The following is an 18,530-nucleotide window of genomic DNA, read 5'->3' on the forward strand; positions in this document are numbered from 1 at the left end:
ATGTTATCGCCTGCCCGTAAACGGCCCTGTAATTTTGCTTCATAAAATTTAATAATCTTAAAATTATGAAAGCAGCAGTAGTTTATAAAAAAGGCGAATTGCCTAAATATGCAGAATTTCCAGAACCAATAGCAGCAAATGAAAATGAGGTTTTAATCTCGGTTAAAGCCGTAGCAATTACAAATCTGGATAAAGGAATTGTGAGCGGCCAGCATTATTCTTCAGAAAATGATAATTCAAACGGAACTGTAATTGGCAGTGACGCAATTGGTTTACTAGAAAATGGAACCAGAGTTTATGCCCGCGGTATTTCAGGAACAATTGCAGAGAAAGCTTTAGTTGAGAAAAACAGAATGGTTGTATTGCCAGAAGAAATCGATGATGCAGTGGCGGCAGCCATGCCAAATGCGGTTGCAGGCTCAGCAATGGCTCTTCGTTTTAGAGCCGGAATACAGCCCGGAGAAACGATTTTGATTAACGGAGCAACAGGATTTACAGGACAAATTGCAATTCAGATTGCAAAACATTACGGTGCAAAGAAAATAATAGTAACCGGAAGAAATGAAAAAACACTTCAAAATCTTTTAGAATTAGGTGCTGACGAAATTATTTCTTTAAAACAAGATGATGAATCGTTTATTTATCAGTTAAAAGAAATTCATAAAAGCACTCCCATTGATATTGTTTTAGATTATCTGTGGGGACATTCGGCTGAGCTTATTCTTTCTATTTTAAAAGGAAACGGGAATTTCACTCCCAGAACACGTTATGTTTCTGTAGGCTCTATGTCGGGAGATATAATTCAATTGTCAGCTTCTATTCTGCGCAGCGTTGATCTTCAGTTATCTGGTTCAGGTTTAGGAAGCTGGACAAAAGAAGAAGTGAAATTGTTATTCTCAGAAATTCTTCCTGAAATGTTTCTTTTAGCTTCTCAAAACAAAATAAAAGTAAATATCGAAAAAGTGAATTTAGCCCATATCGAAAAAATGTGGAACGCAGAAGTTCCAGATGGTAAACGGTTGGTTGTCTGGATCTAAAAAGTTTTTTAAACACATAGAAACATAGTTTTTTATGTCTTAAAGAAGAATATAAAAAGAAACTAGTTTCTCACACATAGCTATGTTTATTTATAGTAAGTGAAATGCCTTTTATCGGTTTTCAAAAACTATGTTTCTATGTGTTAAAAACCTATTTGTATAATTAATACTTTAATAGTTCCAATAGAGTTTCCTCAAAACGATCTTTTGGTAAAAATTGATCTTCAAGCGCTTTTGTAAACGGAATTGGCGAATCTAAACTTGCCACTCTTTTTACCGGAGCATCTAAATATTGGAAACATTCTTCCATAATTAAAGCCGAAATATCGCTGGCAATTCCGCCAAACAAAGTATCTTCCTGATAAATAACAGCTTTTCCTGTTTTCTTAACCGATGCAAAAATAGTTTCGGTGTCAAGAGGCTGCAACGTTCTTAAGTCAATTAAATCAGCTTCTATCTCAGGTTGTTTGGCCAAAGTTTCTAAAGCCCAGTGAACCGGAGCTCCAAAAGCAATAATGGTTACCGCATTTCCTTCTTTTATTAAAGACGCTTTTCCAAACGGAAGTGTGTAATAATCTGTTGGAACATCTTGGTAGATACTTCTGTACAGCTGTTTGTGTTCAAAAAATAAAACCGGATTCGGATCGTTTATGGCAGTATTCAACAAACCTTTTGCGTCGTATGGGAAAGCCGGATATACGACTTTTAAACCTGGAGTTTTAGTAAACCAGGCTTCATTTGTCTGCGAATGAAAAGGTCCTGCCTGTGTTCCGCCTCCGCAAGGCATACGAACCACAACATCGGCTTTTTCGCCCCAGCGGTAATGAGATTTTGCCAATAAATTTACAATCGGATTAAATCCAGTTGAAACAAAGTCTGCAAACTGCATTTCTACAATTGCTTTATATCCATTTATAGATAATCCCATTCCGGTCGAAACAACAGCACTTTCGCAAATTGGCGTATTTCGTACTCTTTCTTTTCCAAAAGCATCAACAAAACCTTCAGTAATTTTAAAGGCTCCGCCATATTCAGCGATGTCCTGCCCCATAATAACCAGGTTTTTATTGCGCCACATAGATTGCTCTAAGCTGTTGCGGATAGCATCAATAAAGCGAATGTTTTTTGATTCAGAACTATGTGTATATTCCTCATATTGAAATGGTTTATAAACATCATCTAATTCTCCGCTGTAAGTAGGTTCGATTTCAGGTTCGGCATTAGCCATTGCCCAATTTTCATCAATTTCCTGTTTAATTTCAGCTCTATACTTCTCATCGAGTTCTTCTGTAAGAACACCAATTTCAGTTAGATATTTTTTATAATTGGTAACAGGATCTCTAAGTTCCCACTGATCCATTAATTCCTGCGGAACATATTTAGTGCCGCTCGCCTCTTCATGCCCGCGCATTCTGAAAGTTTTAAATTCCAGTAAAACCGGATGCGGATCTGCTATCATTTCTTCTTTGAGTTTCGATAACTTGTTGTAAACTTCAACAATGTTATTTCCGTCTATAATCCAGCTTTCAATACCGTAACCAATTCCTTTATCGGCTAGATTTTCGCATAAATACTGCTCATTTGTTGGTGTAGAAAGGCCGTAGCCATTATTTTCGATAATAAACATTACCGGAAGTTTCCAAACTGCCGCAATGTTTAATGCTTCGTGAAAATCACCTTCGCTCGTTGCTCCTTCTCCGGTAAAAACAGCGGTAACTTTTTTATTATCCTGAAGTTTATTCGCCAAAGCAATTCCGTCAGAAATTCCAAGCTGCGGGCCCAAATGCGAAATCATTCCTATTATATTGTATTCCTGAGTTCCAAAATGAAAACTTCTGTCACGGCCTTTTGTAAAACCGTTTGCTTTTCCCTGCCATTGCGAAAAAAGTCTGTGCAGGGGAATATTTCTTGTTGTAAAAACGCCCAGATTTCGGTGCATTGGCAATACATATTCAGAATCGTCTAAAACAGATGTGACTCCCACGGCAATAGCTTCCTGTCCTATTCCTGAAAACCATTTAGAAACTTTTCCCTGTCGAATCAAAATCAGCATTTTTTCTTCGATTAAGCGCGGTTTTAGAAGTTTTTTATATAAATCTAGTAATTTTTCGTCGGTTAGGTTTTCTCTGTAAAAGATCATTATTAGTTTTTTTTTATCCAAATATATAAAAATATAACAATTTAGGTTTTATTTGTTAAATTTGAAATATGTTGTTTATGTTTTGATTTTATAAAAATAGAAAAATAATTATAGGTTTCTAATAAAAAAAATCGAGAGCAAATATAAAAGGAAATTTTAATTGATCTGTAAAAATTGTAATATTTTAACTACAAAAATATATATTGCATTTTTTGAATATTTATAAATTAATGTTCTCATTTTATATTAAAAATTACATATAAACTAAATTTTATGGACAAACATTAAATTCAAATCTAAAATATTATCTACCTTTGTTATTGAAAGGTTTATACCTTTTTTCTTAAATAAAAATGTAAAGTATGCAAAACATTCCTAGTGTAGACTTACGTGATTTCCTTTCGGACGACCCGAAACGTAAACAAAAATTTGTAAATGAAATCGGCAGTGCATTTGAAAACATTGGCTTCGTTGCCTTAAAAGGTCATTTCTTAGATGACAAATTGGTAGACGAACTTTATGGTGAAATTAGAAAATTTTTCGCCTTGCCAGTAGAAACTAAGCATAATTATGAAATTCCCGGAATTGGCGGCCAGAGAGGTTATGTTTCTTTTGGAAAAGAACATGCTAAAGGACGCAAAGAAGGTGATTTGAAAGAATTCTGGCATTTTGGCCAGTATGTTGACAAAGATTCAAAATGGGCTTCAGAATACCCTGATAACGTTGAAGTAAAAGAACTTCCTCGTTTTAATGAAGTGGGAAAAGAAGCTTATCAAATGCTTGAAAAAACAGGAATTTATGTTTTAAGAGCTTTGGCTTTACATCTTGGTTTAGATGAGTTTTATTTTGATGAATATGCAAAAGAAGGAAACTCAATTTTAAGACCAATTCATTATCCGCCAATTACTTCTGAGCCGGAAAATGCAATTCGCGCAGCAGCTCACGGTGACATTAATTTAATTACCTTATTAATGGGAGCTCAGGGTAAAGGTCTTCAGGTTCAAAACCACAACGGAGATTGGATTGATGCTATTGCAGCAGATGACGAATTAGTAATTAATGTTGGAGATATGTTATCAAGACATACAAACAACAAATTAAAATCGACTATTCATCAGGTTGTAAATCCGCCAAGAGAATTATGGGGAACTTCTCGTTATTCTGTTCCGTTCTTTATGCATCCTGTAAGCGATATGCGTTTAGATTGTCTTGAAAATTGTATCGATGAAGAAAATCCTAAAAAATATGAGGATATTTCTGCTGGAGAATTTTTACACGAACGTTTAGTGGAATTAGGTTTAATAAAAAAATAAAAATTAAATAAATTTCAATCCTGTTTCTGTCAGGATAAAAAATTCCAAATTCCAAACTCTGTTATGGGGTTTGGAATTTAATTTTTAAATACCTTTATGGTTGGAAATTTATTTTACAGAATTAAAAAAATATGGACTTAAAAGATCAATTAAAAAACTTATTTCCCGATCACGTAGAAACAAATGAACCAGAGGAAATTCAGGAACAAGATCACGTTTTGTATGTGCAGAAAGAACCTATGATCTGTAAGTTCGAAAAGCGAAAAGGAAAACCCACAACGATAATTGAAGGTTACGAAGGAAGTGATGAAGATTTTAAAGTATTAGCCAAAGAAATAAAAACAAAATTAAGCGTTGGCGGTACTTTTAAAGACGACTCAATCATTATACAAGGTGATTACCGCGACAAAATTATGGCTATTTTAAAAGAAAAAGGATTTAAAACTAAAAGAGTCGGCGGGTAAAAATAGTTTCACGTTTAAAGTTTCAAGTTACGCAGCCTGAAACATGAAACAGAAAAACTTAGACCCTTAGCATCTCAGAACCTTAGCAACTTAAAAAAAAATGATAAAAGAATCAGAATTAATACTTAATCCAGACGGAAGCGTTTACCACTTAAACCTTCGTCCTGAACATATTGCCAACGATATAATTTTTGTTGGAGACCAAAACAGAGTTGAAAAAATCACTCAGTTTTTTGATTCAATCGAATATTCAACTCAAAAAAGAGAATTTAAAACCCAAACCGGAATTTACAAAGGAAAAAGAATTTCTGTAATGTCTACCGGAATTGGTCCTGATAATATTGATATTGTAATTAATGAGCTGGATGCTCTTGTAAATATTGATTTAAAAACACGTCAGCCAAAAGAAAAATTGACATCTTTAAATATTATCAGAATCGGGACTTCGGGTTCATTACAAGCCGATATTCCTGTTGACAGCTTTGTAATGTCAAAATTTGGACTAGGACTTGATAATATGCTTCGCTCCTATTTAATTGATGAAGTTTCAAATGCTGCACTAGAAGATGCTTTTATTCAGCATACCAATTGGGATATTAAAAAAGGAAGACCTTACGTGATTCCATGTTCTGAAAAACTGGAAAAAATTATCGAATCTGATAAAATTTTTAAAGGAATAACCGCGACAGCCGGAGGATTTTACGGTCCGCAGGGAAGAGTTTTACGTTTAAATATCCAGGATGAGGAATTGAACAGCAAAATGGATAATTTTAATTTTAATGATAACCGCATTACCAATTTAGAGATGGAAACAGCAGCAATTTATGGGCTTTCTTCTCTTTTAGGACATAATGCCTTATCTTTAAATGCTATTATTGCCAATCGTGCTTCGGGAACTTTTAGTGAAGATCCTTATAAAGCAGTAGACCAATTAATTACATATACATTAAATAAATTGGCAGGGAATTAATTAGAAAAATTGATAATTTTTAAAATCTAAAATTTATGTTTTTACGAGTTGCCAGACATACGAATGATTTAAAGAAAATCGAGGATTTTTACGTTAATATCCTTGGATTTGAACTCTTAGGGGGTTTTGATAACCACAATGATTACGACGGAATTTTTATTGGAAAATCAGGACTTGACTGGCATTTCGAATTTACGCAATCTAATACAAAAGCAAAACATTCGTTTGACGAAGATGACATTACGGTGCTTTACCCTAAGAGCATTTTAGATTATAACGAATTAATTAAGAAAATTTCACACCAAAATATTGAAACGATAGCGGCAGTTAATCCTTTTTGGAACGAAAATGGAACCATGATTCAGGATCCAGACGGTTATCGCATCATTATATCACCATTAAAAGCTGTAATAAGCGAAATAGAATAATGCAGGAAACACATAAAAAAATATTATTTAAATATTATAGTGATTATTTAGAAGAAACGGTTTCAGAAACCATGTGGGCCGAAATTGTTGATTTAGAAAAAGGACTTTTTAAGTTAGATAATATTCCATTCTTCGGGCCGTTAATAGCGACCGATGATTTATTTTACGCCGAATTTGATGAAGATGAAAAACGTCTGGTTTATAAAGAAACGATAGAAAATTCAGGAAATTCAATCGTTCAGGTTATCATTTTAGAAAAAGGTTTCGATAAAGAAATTATCAGAGAAAAATTAAAAGTAATAAATTGTTTGTCTGAAGGATTAAATGATAGTTTTATTTCTGTTGAAGTGGTTCGTGACGTTGATTATTCGATTGTAAGAAGCATTTTAAATGAATACGAAGCCAATGACAAAATTCAATACGCTGAGCCTTGTCTTTCCGATAAACACAGGGCCGATTTATTAAAAAACTAAACAAACAAACTTAAGAATACGCATACCAAACTTAACTTAAACTCAAACTATAATGAAAACTGTAAAAATTGTAGGTGTTCCTGAGCACTTCAATCTGCCATGGCATTTATGCATTGAAAATGGCGAATTTGAAGCAGAAAATATCGATTTGCAATGGAAAAACGTTCCTGAAGGCACTGGCAAAATGTGTCAGATGCTGCGTGACGGCGAAGCAGATATGGCCGTAATTTTAACCGAAGGAATTGTAAAAGATATCACAGCTGGAAATCCAAGTAAAATTGTTCAAATTTACGTTCAGTCGCCTTTAATCTGGGGAATTCACGTAGCAGCAAAATCAGATTTTCAGACTGTAAAAGATTTAGAAAACAAAAAAGCCGCTATTTCGAGAATTGGTTCGGGATCACAGCTAATGGCGTATGTAAACGCAAACGAACAAGGCTGGAACAGCGATAATCTGCAATTTGAAATTATAAATACAATCGACGGCGCTGTTGAAGCTTTAACAAACGGTACCGCTGATTATTTTATGTGGGAACGTTTTATGACAAAACCGCTTGTAGATCAGGGAATTTTTAGACGTGTAGGCGACTGCCCTACTCCATGGCCTTCATTTGTGATTGTTGTTCGTGATGAATTCCTTAAAAAGAATGCTAAAGCAGTCGAAAAAGTATTAGAAATCATCAACAAAACAACGCACGATTTTGCACAGATTCCTGATATTGATAAAACTTTAGCAGATTTATTTAATCAAAAAGTCGAAGACATTCAGGAATGGCTGAAACTAACACAATGGTCACAGAAACATTTAAGTGAAAAAGCGTTTGTCAAAATTCAAAATCAATTATTTGATCTGGGAATTATTGATAAAAAAAGTACTTTTGTTGAAACGGTAAAAGCGCTGTAAATACTGCTTTTGATTCTTATGATAAATTTTCCTAAAATTGACCTTCCGCAGTTAAAATCCAAATTACAGGTGAAATCGCCTTGGGACAGGATTATTATTTCTGTGTTGAGTCTTTTTATTACAATTCCGATATTTATCATTCTGCATCAAAATCTTATCGATTTAGAATGGGCATTCAATCTCGATCGTGTTTTTATATTCATTTTTGTTTTTGCTGCGATTTTCTTCCTGTTAATGTATCTGCGAACCATAATTATTTTATGTGTTGCGGTTTACTTATTGATTTTATTCTACGGATCGGTTATTGGAAATTATGGTTTTAGTGAGATTTCAGAAGATTATAATTCGATGATCTATACCATGTCAGACAATCCGTATCCGCAGGATATTGTGGTGGCAAAGCTGCTTCCGTTTCCTAATAAATCAAAAATTATAAATGCAATTGAATATCAGAACCCCAAAGTGCGAAACTTTGCGATTATGGCCACTTCAAAGCATTTTAAAGGCATAAAAGGTTACTCTGATTATAGAACAATTATTCAGTGTTTTGCTGTTTTTAAAGAAATCAACGGACGCTGGAATTATGTAAACGATCCTAAAGACGGCGATTATATTGCCACTGCCAGCGAATCATTAGAATATTTCTCTGGAGACTGCGACGATCATTCTATTTTAATGGCTGCGGCAATTCGTTCTATTGGAGGAACGCCGAGACTTATTCATACCAAAGGCCATATTTATCCTGAAATACTTATTGGATCTATGATAGATCTGGAAAAAGTCAATTATTTAATTAAAAATGTCCTTTTTCAAAAAGAAAGTTATGGTAAAAAAATACATTACCATATCGATGAACGCGGACAAGTCTGGATGAATCTGGATTATACCGCAAAATACCCGGGCGGCCCATTTATGTATGAAGAAATTCTGGGAGCTTTAACACTGAATTAATTTTTAGAACTTTATCAACCCTTATTTTTACTAAGGTCTTAGAAACCAGATATTTTATGTTAATAAAATGTTAGGGATAAAACTTTTTTTTGTATCTTTTTCCTATCTAATTATTAATCACAAAATCATGAAAAATTCTAAACTATTTATCTTCGGGCTTGCATTGGCAGCAGTATTAATGATTTCATGTTCTAAGGGTAGAAATAAACTGATTAACTCTTGGAAAATAACAGCCGTAGAACCGAAAATCCCGATGTCGGACTCCTTAAAAACTGTTATTTTAACCGATGGAACTCTAACGTTTACAAAAGACGGACATGTTACCGGATATTTGACAAGAGAGATAACAAACGGCACTTACGCTTTAACAAAAGGCGGGAAAAGTTTAGTGATTAAAGATGAAGTTGGAACTCCATATCCTTGCGAAAGTACTATTACTAGCGATCAATTAATTCTGGATAGTAAAGAGGTAAAATTGACACTCAAAAAAATAGAATAATTAAAATATTTAAAAGCCGCTTTATAAGCGGCTTTTTTTATGCTTAAATTTTTACCGGAATTAAAATTACTGATATACTGTAAGTTATTACTTCTAAAATTATTAAATTAGCTGTGCTTATAGCAAACAATCAAATTTTAAATTTTAATACCACCATTATGAAATTAAAAAAGAGATTATCAGCAATTGCAGCTTTATTGAGTATTCTGTTTATGCAGGAAGCTTTTCCTTGTACTAGAATAGTTTACGAAGGTTTAAACGGCACTATTATAACTGCCCGTTCTATGGACTGGAAAGGCGAAATTCCAGCTAATTTATGGCTTTTTCCAAGAGGAATGGAACGATTTGGCGAAGCAGGAAACAATTCGGTCGCATGGAAATCAAAATACGGAAGTGTTGTAACCAGTTCCTGGGATATTGCTTCTTCTGACGGAATGAATGAAAAAGGTCTTGCCGGTAATCTTTTATGGCTGGTAGAATCTACATATCCTAAATTTGTAAAAAATGGCCATGTAAAAGGACTTGCTGTTTCTTTATGGCTGCAGTATGTTTTGGATAATTATTCAACCGTGGCCGAAGCCGTAAGCGCTTTAGAGAAAAAAGATTTTGTTGTGGCATCGTCGCATATTCCGGGAACAGATATTTTTGCAACCGTGCATTTGTCTTTATCAGATTCAACTGGAGATAATGCTATTTTTGAATATATTAATGGAAATCTGGTTATTCATCATGACCGAAAATATGTTGCCATGACTAACTCCCCTATTTTTGATCACCAATTGGCAATTAATACCTACTGGCAGAGTATTCCGGGAACAATTATGCTGCCGGGAACAAATCGTGCGGCAGATCGTTTTGTAAGGGCGTCCTATTATATTGATGCAATCCCCAAAACAGATAATACAAGAACTGCCCTTGCCAGTGTTTTTGGTGTAATTAGAAATTGCTCTGTTCCGCTTGGAATTTCCTCAGAAACAGAACCTAATATTTCTTCTACAAGATGGAGAACTGTCGCAGATCATAAAAATCTGGTTTATTATTTTGATAATGTACTGAATCCTAATGTAGTTTGGGTTGAGTTTAATAAACTGGATTTTAGTGAAAAAGGAAAAGTAAAAAAACTCAGTTTGGCGAATAACGAAAATTATTCTGGAGAATCGTCTATGAATTTTAAACCAACATCATCATTTAAATTCGCCGGACTAGATTAAACATTAACTATAAAATTATAAACCCCTCTAAAATAAAATTTTAGAAGGGTTTTATTTATTCTCTTAATATCTTTTCCATTTTTCTGCCTTTTGCCAATTCGTCTACTAATTTATCCATATAACGAATTTTCTGCATCAGCGGATCTTCGATTTCTTCAATTCTGCAGCCGCAAATTAATCCCGTAATTTTCGAAGCATTCGGATTCAGATTTGGTGCTTCAGCAAAAAAGGTTTCCAAATCTACCTTTTTTTCAATCTGATCTCTAAATTGTTTGTCATTATAACCTGTAAGCCAAAGAATAACTGTATCTACTTCTTCTGCCGTACGGCCTTTCTTTTCTGTTTTTTCTTTGTATAATCGATAAATGCTGGCAAACGAATATTGAAAAACCTTGTTGTTCATGATTTTTTTTTAGATATCTAAAATTATGATTTTTTGAGTTAAAAGGATCAAAATGGAATCCCCTTTTTAAACTGATTTTCAAAATTTTTTCAAAAAACTATTGCGCAGTCAAATAACTGCATTATATTTGCAGTCAAATAACTGCACAATGGAAATACGTAGAGATGTTTTTCAGGCAATTGCCGATCCAACCCGAAGAGCAATTTTAAACCTGGTAGCCATACAAGCTATGACTCCCGGTACAATTGCGGAAAATTTTGATTCGTCGAGACAGACGATTTCAAAACACATTAAAATCCTGACAGAATGCGAATTGCTTGACCAGCAGCAAAACGGAAGGGAAATTTATTACTATATCAATGCACAAAAAATTAAGGAAGTGGCCGATTTTATAGAGCCGTTCCGTAAAATGTGGGATGATCGTTTTAATAAATTAGAAAGTATAATGAAGAACTACAAACCTAAAAAAGATTAGTTTATGGAACGCAAAACAAAAATCAGTGCCGAAAACGGACAGCAGGAAATCCTGATTACAAGAGAATTTGACCTCCCTCTTGAATTGCTTTTTAAAGCGTATGTAGAACCCGAAATTGTAGAACAATGGATGGGAACTAAGGTTTTAAAATTAGAAAATAAAAAACATGGAAGCTGGCAGTTTGAAACCAAAGATCCAAACGGAAATGTGGTGTTTAGTGCCAATGGTGTAATCCACGATTTTGTTCCAAATGAAAGAATCACCAGAACTTTTGAAATGGACAATGCAAATTTTGCACCTCAGTTAGAGTTTCTGGAATTTGAAAAACTGACAGATGAAACCAGTAAAATAACCATTCAGACTATTTACAAATCAGTCGAGCATAGGGATTACCAGTTAAAACTGCCTTTTGCACAAGGTTTGAATATGGCACACAATCGTTTACAAGAAATCGTTAATCAACTAAAATAAATCATCATGAGCAAAAGAAACAAAATTATTTACTGGATTGCCACACTTTGGCTGGCTTTAGGCATGACTTCAACCGGAATCGTACAGCTGTTAAAAATGAAAGAAGAAGCCGATATGATAGCTCATTTAGGCTATCCGCTATACTTTTTGACTATTTTAGGTATCTGGAAAATATTAGGTGTAATTGCAATTTTAATCCCAAAATTTCCTTTATTAAAAGAATGGGCTTATGCCGGTTTTATTTTTGCGATGAGTGGTGCTGTATTTTCTCATTTTGCCGTTGGAGATTCAGGAATCGCCTATTTTGGTCCTTCCCTATTATTGGTTTTAACTGTTATTTCCTGGTATTTTAGACCTGCTGAGAGAAAAGTTGTAGATTAAGTTTTTCAGTCTCAGTCTCAGTTTTCAGTCTCAGCCTTAGTGTTCAGTGCTAAAACAACTTGAAAACTGCGACTGCGACTGAATACTGAGACTATTAAACAACTTCATTAAAAAAATCAATCAAAAGCTGCAGGTTATTTTCATCGTGCATTGCTTCTGTTTGCTGCAAGGTAATTTCGGTAATTTCAGAAGTTCTGGTACACATTCTTTTTTCAAAAAAGCCAATTGCATCTTCCATATTCACAAATAAATTAGAAGTTAAAACCTCGTATAATTCTAATGCATCAGCCAGCGCCTGATTTGCTCCTTCTCCCGCGTACGGTGGCATACGATGCGCAGCATCTCCAATCATCGTTAGATTTGACAAAGGTTTCCAAGACTGATCTAGCGGAAAATGATACATTGGGCGCGGTGTAAGCCAAATGTCATCACTTTCAAAAAGTTCCTGCCAATCCGGATTCCAGTTTTTAAATTCTTCTTTAAACCACTCTGAAACTTCGGTTTTATTTGTAAAATCAATTCCAGATTTTACAAGCCAGTCATGTGATGTTTTTAAACCAATTAAAAGTGAAAGAGTTCCATCTCCTTTGGCACTAAATAAAAGTGTTTTTCCTTGTTCTAGTGCAAATATTTTTCCATCGTTAACCAGTTTCCAAAGTTTAGGTGCATTCTTTTCGGCATTATAAACATTGATTTCAATTGCGGTAACTCCAGAAAATACAGGCTGAATATCGGTAATATATTTTCTAACGCGCGAATTGGCACCGTCAGAAGCAATAACCAAATCAGCATAAGCATTTGTTCCGTTTTCAAAAGAAATTTCCCAGCCGGATCCAGATGGTTTCATTTCTGTAAACTTAGAATCCCATACTATATTTTCTTCTTTTATAGATGAAATTAATACATCACGCAGCGGACCTCGGTCTATTTCCGGGCGGAAATGCACATTGCCGAAATCTTCTTCCGGTTTTTCATCACCATCATTGTAAACCACTGTCATATTACGATCAGTAATTTTCATTTTATCAGCTCCGGGGCGGTAATTCTTTTTAAAATCATCCATTAATCCTGCAGTCAGCAAAGCTTTTAACCCTGTGTCTTCGTGTAAGTCTAATGTAGAACCCTGCTGGCGAACGTATCGATCCTGATCTCTCTCGTATACTTTTACTAATGCGCCTTTTTCCTGTAATAATCTGGCAAGAGTTAATCCGCCTGGACCTCCGCCAATGATTGCTATTTTTTTATTATCTAGTAACATACTTATTCTTTTTTATTGTTTAAAATTTCAATTACAAAATTATCAGTATCTTTATAGGTAAAATATCTTATTTTGATATTAAAATAGTCGTAAATGAAAATTGAAGTTACAGATAAAAACGGTTCAGGAATTCTGCATAAGCTTGCCGATGCAATGGGAGCTTCTGTCCGCGGGCGTTTTGTGGATATTCCCGAAAAATTAGGCGAAGGTTATATGACCGGATTTACCTGGGGCAATGAGCTGCGTATGATGATTCGGAATTACTATTTAAAAGAAGAAATTGTACTCGAACGCAAAAATGAAATTCCTGAGGGACAAGAAAATGTAATATTTTTTCTAAGCGGTATTTTTGATACTTCTTTGCAGCAAAAAGAAAAACTCTCTCCAGAACAGCCCAATGTTTTTATCTGTATGCAGTCTGTTTCGTCTGTAATTGCAATGCCTCAAAATACTTTTTTTAAAAGCATAACAATTTCGGCATCCAGAGAATATTTACAGCAGCGATTTGGCGCACTGCATCATCCTGTTATTTCAAGCATCCTTACTTCTAAAGATACTTTTGTTTATGAAACCGGAATTTCTCCTGCAATGGTCACAACAGCAAGTGAAATGATTCACCAATTGATTCCTGAAAGTTTAGAAAATCATTATAATAAGCTCAAATGCGAAGAACTTTTATGTCATATTTTCGCTTTGTTATTGCAGAGGGACGAAACTCCTGCAAGTGGCATTCATATTAAAGACATCAAATCACTTTATGCCATAAAGTACCATTTACAGTCCAATCTTGATAAAGCACCTGATATCGCTTCATTAGCCAAAGAAGCCGGAATGAGCGAGCCAAAACTTCGAAAATTATTCAAACAGACTTTTGGAAAAGGTGTTTTTGAATATTATCAGTTTATGAGAATGCAGGAAGCAGCAAGGCTTTTAAAGGAAAATCATTTATCTGTTTCAGAAGTTGGCTATGAGTTAGGATTTACCAATTTAAGCCATTTTTCAAGGGTTTTTGAACAGCATATTGGTTTAAAACCAAAAAAATATTCCAGCTTATAACCTAAGTGATTAATTTTGCATAAGATATTTAGAAAATGAGTTTACTAATTCAATCCGCTTTACCAGATTCATCTATTTCGCATTTTGTACACAGCTTTTGGATGCTGGAAAACAATACTGGAAAAGATATTCCGTCGACGATACTGCCAAACGGAATGGTTGATCTTGCTGTAATGAATATGGGCTTACAAGGCTGGGAAATATCAATTCGCGGTTTAGATACGGTACCAAGCGCAATAAATATACCTGTTGCAACAAAAATGTTCTCTATTGGATTTAAGCTTTTGGCTGTTGAATATTTGTTTGGAAATTCTATTAAAGACGTTTTAAACGGTGGAAAAAATCTTTCAGATAAAATATGGCAGTTTGAAGAAACTGATTTGAATACTTTTGAAAATTTTTGCAGCAAAGCCACACAAATAATTAAAGGGATTTTTATTGAAAATATCGACAATAGAAAAACCAAGCTGTTTGATTTAATTTATTCTTCAAAAGGTTCTTTGTCTGTTCAGGAACTTTCTGATAATGTGTTTTGGAGCGGTCGTCAAATTAATCGTTACTTTAATCAGCAATTTGGCATTTCCCTTAAGGCTTATTGCAATATTCTTCGTTTTGGATCATCATTTAAACCCATCAGCGAAGGAAATCTTTTTCCTGATCAAAACTTCACAGATCAGAATCATTTTATAAAAGAAATCAAGAAATATTCGGGCGTAACTCCAAAAGAACTCAGCAAAAATAAAGAAGATCGTTTTATGGATATTACGGTGATTAAAAAGCTCAACAAATAAAATACGTCTGATTTTTACTATTTCATCCAGACCTTATTTTTCAATTTTGTGACATAATTAAAAGAATAAAACTTATGTTACTTACAAATAAAAAAACAGCCATTATAGGCGCCGGACCAGTTGGTTTAACAATGGCCAGATTATTACAGCAAAACGGAATTAATGTTACTGTTTACGAAAGAGACAAAGACCCAAAAGCAAGAATCTGGGGCGGTACATTGGATTTACACAAAGGTTCTGGGCAAGATGCCATGCAAAAAGCGGGACTGCTTGAGGAATACTACAAAAAAGCAATTCCGATGGGAAGAATCATAACCGATTATCTTGGAAATGTATTGTTTAGCAAAGAAACATCGGTTGAAGAACAATATAACGTTCCGGAAATCAACCGAAACGATTTAAGAACATTACTAATCAACAGCTTAGAAAAAGATACTGTGGTTTGGAATAGAAAGCTGATTAAGGCCGAAGAACAAAACAATAAATGGATTTTGCATTTTGAAAATGGCGAAATTGAAACCGCAGATTTTGTTATTGGAGCAAATGGCGGCATGACTGCTATTAGAAAATATCTTACTCATGCAGAAGTAGAATTTACAGGAACTTATATGATACAAGGCGAAGTATCTGAACCAGAGATAAAATGCCCTGATTTTTACAAACTATGTTCTGATAAAATTTTAATGACTTCTAATAATGGAAATTTATTAGTTGCAAACCCTAAGAACAGTAATGTTTTGAGTTATAATGTGATTTTTAAAATGCCTGAAATACTTGAATTGGACTTTAAAAATTCTGACTCTGTAATTGAGTTTATTTCAGAGAGATTTAAGGATTGGGACGCCGTTTACAAACAATTATTTCAAGCTGCTTCATTTTTTACTGGTTTGCCCACAAAAAAAATATCAGTCGAAGAATGGAAAAATAATCGTCCCTTACCTATTACGCTTATTGGCGATGCAGCGCATTTAATGCCTCCTTTTGCGGGACAAGGAGCTAATATTGGGCTTCTGGATGCTTTAATTCTATCAGAAAACCTAACAAACAGAGATTTTAGAACTGTAGAAGAAGCGGTTTATGATTATGAACAGCAAATGCAGCTTTACGCACGCAAAGCACAAGAAGAAACCCGAATAAATGAAATTGAAATGCTGAAAAGTGATTTTACATTTTTAAAATTTGCCGATTAAATATTTGGTATTTGTGATGAAAATAATTCTATCTTAGTAACAGAAAATGAACCTGATAATTTAAACTAAAATATGGAAAACTCACAAAATCAATCTGATGCAGCGCCAAAAGTGACAGGAATTGGCGGAATTTTCTTTTTTCTTGAAAATCCAAAAGAAACTAAAGAATGGTATGCCAAAAACTTAGGGCTAGAAATTAACGAATGGGGTTCGGCAAGTTTTGAATACAGAAATCTTGAGAATCCGGAGCAGATTGAATCAACACAATGGTGTCCTTTTAAAAAAGGTGACGAATATTTCTCGCCGTCAAAAAAAGAGTTTATGGTTAATTACCGTGTTCAGAATATTGAAGCACTTTTAGAAAAACTAAAAGCAAACGGCGTGACGGTTCTGGATGATATAGAAACGTATGAATATGGTAAATTTGTTCATATTATGGACACTGAAGGCAATAAAATTGAACTTTGGGAACCCGTGTATTAAATAATTAGATAAAATTTTAAGCATGAAAACAAAGGTTCAAATATTGAGAGAAGAAAATCATCTGACTCAGACTGAACTCGCCGAAAAATCTGGGCTTTCATTACGGACAATTCAACGAATAGAAGCCGGAAATATTCTGAAAGGGTTTACTCTTAAAGCATTAGCAGAATCATTTGAAGTAAAACCTGAAGATTTGATTCTGGATGCTGATAAAATAGATTCTGATATTAAACGCGCTAAACTTATTAATTTTTCGGCTTTGTCTTCTCTTATTATTCCGTTTGGGAATATTATTTTTCCTTCCATTTTGACTTATAAATCAAAAGAAGCAAAAGCAAAAGAACTGGGAAAAAATATTTTGACAGTTCAAATTATTTATACTTTTATTTTGGGCACATTAATGCTGGTAAGCCCGTTTATTCAAAAAGCATTTGCTATAAAATTTCCTCTGTTTCTTGTGTTTTTGGTACTCTTAAAAACTTTGAATGTATTTATAATTTTTAAAAACGGATTGAGTTTAACTCAAAAATCAGATTTATATATAAAACTGAAATACAATATTTTATAATCGCTGTCGTAAAATTGACGTATAAAAGTCATATCTATTTTACAGTCTGTTTCTGTTACAATTCGCAATATTGCATCAAAAAATTGTAATGAAACTAATTAAGAAGATCGTTTTGGCTTTTACTGCCCTTATTATTCTGTTATTAACCGCGGGTTATTTTTATTTTGACAAAAAATTCAGTCCTCCTCAAAATTATCTCAAAGTTTACGGAAACGCTGATAATATTCCTTTAAAATGGGTTTCGGAAGCAGAAAATCCTTATTCTGCTCTGCTTCTCCCCGTTCAAATAAAAGGTGTTAAGGAAATATTTTATATGCAGCTCGATCTTGGCTCGCCGGTTACTGTATTTTATAAAAAATCATTGCAGTCAATTAAGGAAAAACTTCCTAAACAAATTCATTTTAATCAGGAATCAAAAGAGAATCCGCTGGATTTTAAATTAGGAAATCTGATTGTTTCATCAGAAAAATTTCAATTATTAGATTATGGAAAAAAGGTTGATACTAAAACCTTAAATGTTGTAAACATTATAGGCACAATTGGAACCGATTTAGCAGAAAAGCGAACTGTTGTACTTGATTTTGCTAATAACACATGTTCTTTTAATGAAAAAAACATTAGTAATAAAGCTTTCAAATTTGAATTTAAAAAACGTAAACTTCTTTTTCCTGCCAAAATTGATAATCAAAATTTAAAATTACTTTACGATTCAGGTACAAGCGGTTATGAATTGATTGTAAATAAAGAAGAATGGCAGAAATATAAAACGAAAAACGGCGGTATTAGAACTGAAAAAGGAAATTCATGGGGAAATATACTGCGTGTTATTTCGGCTCCAGCCAATAAAGAAATGCTATTTGGAAAAACAAAATTGAAAATCTCCGAAGTAACTTATATTGAAGGAGTTTCTAAAATGCAGACTTTTTTAATGAAACGTTCAGGAATGCAGGGAATGATTGGAAATAAAATCTTTTTGAATCATAAACTTACTATTGACTGCAAAAATGAAAAGTTTACAGTTGAGTAAATAACAGCACTTAAATAATGTTTATATTCGTTGCAGG

The 18,530-nt window shown here is 33.8% G+C and carries 22 protein-coding genes; 19 read left to right on the plus strand and 3 right to left on the minus strand.

The window, feature by feature from the left end; genetic code table 11:
* The first annotated feature begins 65 nt into the window (after positions 1-65).
* On the plus strand, positions 66-1,037 hold the full coding sequence (locus tag PQ462_RS11860) for a quinone oxidoreductase family protein (protein ID WP_274253659.1): 972 nt from the start codon (positions 66-68) through the stop codon (positions 1,035-1,037).
* A 163-nt stretch (positions 1,038-1,200) separates the two neighbouring features.
* On the opposite strand, the gene PQ462_RS11865 is transcribed toward PQ462_RS11860, so the two are convergent.
* Positions 1,201-3,177, minus strand: a complete 1,977-nt coding sequence (locus tag PQ462_RS11865; protein WP_274253660.1) for an alpha-ketoacid dehydrogenase subunit alpha/beta — start codon at positions 3,175-3,177, stop codon at positions 1,201-1,203.
* Positions 3,178-3,539: 362 nt separating this feature from the next.
* Between PQ462_RS11865 and PQ462_RS11870 the strand changes: the two genes are divergently transcribed.
* The 9 genes from PQ462_RS11870 to PQ462_RS11910 all read left to right on the plus strand — a co-directional run bounded on the left by PQ462_RS11870 (position 3,540) and on the right by PQ462_RS11910 (position 10,390).
* Complete coding sequence (locus tag PQ462_RS11870; RefSeq protein ID WP_012024899.1) at positions 3,540-4,490, plus strand: isopenicillin N synthase family dioxygenase; 951 nt, start codon at positions 3,540-3,542, stop codon at positions 4,488-4,490.
* A 131-nt stretch (positions 4,491-4,621) separates the two neighbouring features.
* Entirely contained in the window at positions 4,622-4,954 is a 333-nt protein-coding gene (locus PQ462_RS11875) for a translation initiation factor (protein ID WP_012024898.1), read from the plus strand.
* A 100-nt stretch (positions 4,955-5,054) separates the two neighbouring features.
* Complete coding sequence (locus PQ462_RS11880) at positions 5,055-5,924, plus strand: nucleoside phosphorylase (protein WP_073410522.1); 870 nt, start codon at positions 5,055-5,057, stop codon at positions 5,922-5,924.
* Positions 5,925-5,959: 35 nt separating this feature from the next.
* Positions 5,960-6,352, plus strand: coding sequence for a VOC family protein (locus PQ462_RS11885; protein WP_274253661.1), 393 nt, complete (start codon positions 5,960-5,962; stop codon positions 6,350-6,352).
* Complete coding sequence (locus PQ462_RS11890) at positions 6,352-6,825, plus strand: DUF4265 domain-containing protein (RefSeq protein WP_274253662.1); 474 nt, start codon at positions 6,352-6,354, stop codon at positions 6,823-6,825. The genes PQ462_RS11885 and PQ462_RS11890 overlap by 1 nt, the downstream gene beginning before the upstream one ends.
* A 52-nt stretch (positions 6,826-6,877) precedes the next feature.
* Positions 6,878-7,729 carry a substrate-binding domain-containing protein gene (locus tag PQ462_RS11895; RefSeq protein ID WP_012024894.1) on the plus strand — a complete coding sequence of 284 codons (852 nt, stop codon included), beginning with the start codon at positions 6,878-6,880 and terminating at the stop codon, positions 7,727-7,729.
* 18 nt (positions 7,730-7,747) lie between these two features.
* Positions 7,748-8,680 (plus strand): transglutaminase-like domain-containing protein, encoded by a 933-nt coding sequence (locus tag PQ462_RS11900; RefSeq protein ID WP_012024893.1) that lies wholly within the window; start codon positions 7,748-7,750, stop codon positions 8,678-8,680.
* A 127-nt stretch (positions 8,681-8,807) separates the two neighbouring features.
* On the plus strand, positions 8,808-9,179 hold the full coding sequence (locus tag PQ462_RS11905; RefSeq protein WP_121361225.1) for a hypothetical protein: 372 nt from the start codon (positions 8,808-8,810) through the stop codon (positions 9,177-9,179).
* Positions 9,180-9,337: 158 nt separating this feature from the next.
* The gene (locus tag PQ462_RS11910; protein WP_274253663.1) at positions 9,338-10,390 is read left to right on the plus strand and encodes a linear amide C-N hydrolase; all 1,053 of its coding nucleotides are present in this window, start codon (positions 9,338-9,340) and stop codon (positions 10,388-10,390) included.
* A gap of 55 nt (positions 10,391-10,445) precedes the next feature.
* Here PQ462_RS11910 and PQ462_RS11915 read toward each other — a convergent pair whose 3' ends face one another.
* On the minus strand, positions 10,446-10,793 hold the full coding sequence (locus PQ462_RS11915; protein WP_274253664.1) for a DUF2200 domain-containing protein: 348 nt from the start codon (positions 10,791-10,793) through the stop codon (positions 10,446-10,448).
* A 148-nt stretch (positions 10,794-10,941) separates the two neighbouring features.
* Between PQ462_RS11915 and PQ462_RS11920 the strand changes: the two genes are divergently transcribed.
* Genes PQ462_RS11920 through PQ462_RS11930 form a run of 3 tightly spaced genes read left to right on the plus strand, consistent with a single transcriptional unit; the run spans position 10,942 to position 12,120 of the window.
* Positions 10,942-11,268 (plus strand): ArsR/SmtB family transcription factor, encoded by a 327-nt coding sequence (locus PQ462_RS11920; protein WP_121361222.1) that lies wholly within the window; start codon positions 10,942-10,944, stop codon positions 11,266-11,268.
* 3 nt (positions 11,269-11,271) lie between these two features.
* Positions 11,272-11,739 carry an SRPBCC domain-containing protein gene (locus PQ462_RS11925; protein ID WP_274253665.1) on the plus strand — a complete coding sequence of 156 codons (468 nt, stop codon included), beginning with the start codon at positions 11,272-11,274 and terminating at the stop codon, positions 11,737-11,739.
* Between the two features lie 6 nt (positions 11,740-11,745).
* Positions 11,746-12,120: a DoxX family protein gene (locus PQ462_RS11930; protein WP_274253666.1), complete on the plus strand. Its 375-nt coding sequence runs from the start codon at positions 11,746-11,748 to the stop codon at positions 12,118-12,120.
* Positions 12,121-12,214: 94 nt separating this feature from the next.
* Here the strand turns inward: PQ462_RS11930 and PQ462_RS11935 are convergent, their stop codons facing one another.
* On the minus strand, positions 12,215-13,378 hold the full coding sequence (locus tag PQ462_RS11935; protein ID WP_274253667.1) for an FAD-dependent oxidoreductase: 1,164 nt from the start codon (positions 13,376-13,378) through the stop codon (positions 12,215-12,217).
* A 93-nt stretch (positions 13,379-13,471) separates the two neighbouring features.
* On the opposite strand from PQ462_RS11935, the gene PQ462_RS11940 reads away from it, so the two are divergent.
* From PQ462_RS11940 to PQ462_RS11965, 6 genes are all read left to right on the plus strand, one after another.
* Complete coding sequence (locus tag PQ462_RS11940; protein WP_274253668.1) at positions 13,472-14,434, plus strand: helix-turn-helix transcriptional regulator; 963 nt, start codon at positions 13,472-13,474, stop codon at positions 14,432-14,434.
* Positions 14,435-14,469: 35 nt separating this feature from the next.
* On the plus strand, positions 14,470-15,225 hold the full coding sequence (locus PQ462_RS11945; protein ID WP_274253669.1) for a helix-turn-helix domain-containing protein: 756 nt from the start codon (positions 14,470-14,472) through the stop codon (positions 15,223-15,225).
* Between the two features lie 74 nt (positions 15,226-15,299).
* The gene (locus PQ462_RS11950; protein ID WP_274253670.1) at positions 15,300-16,415 is read left to right on the plus strand and encodes an FAD-dependent oxidoreductase; all 1,116 of its coding nucleotides are present in this window, start codon (positions 15,300-15,302) and stop codon (positions 16,413-16,415) included.
* A 72-nt stretch (positions 16,416-16,487) separates the two neighbouring features.
* On the plus strand, positions 16,488-16,898 hold the full coding sequence (locus PQ462_RS11955; RefSeq protein WP_274253671.1) for a VOC family protein: 411 nt from the start codon (positions 16,488-16,490) through the stop codon (positions 16,896-16,898).
* Positions 16,899-16,920: 22 nt separating this feature from the next.
* Complete coding sequence (locus PQ462_RS11960; protein WP_274253672.1) at positions 16,921-17,466, plus strand: helix-turn-helix domain-containing protein; 546 nt, start codon at positions 16,921-16,923, stop codon at positions 17,464-17,466.
* Between the two features lie 88 nt (positions 17,467-17,554).
* A complete protein-coding gene (locus tag PQ462_RS11965) occupies positions 17,555-18,493 on the plus strand; it encodes a hypothetical protein (protein WP_274253673.1) in 939 nt (312 codons plus the stop codon).
* Positions 18,494-18,530 lie beyond the last annotated feature (37 nt).

It is taken from the genome of Flavobacterium sp. KACC 22758, assembly GCF_028736135.1.
GTDB classification, from domain to species: domain Bacteria; phylum Bacteroidota; class Bacteroidia; order Flavobacteriales; family Flavobacteriaceae; genus Flavobacterium; species Flavobacterium johnsoniae.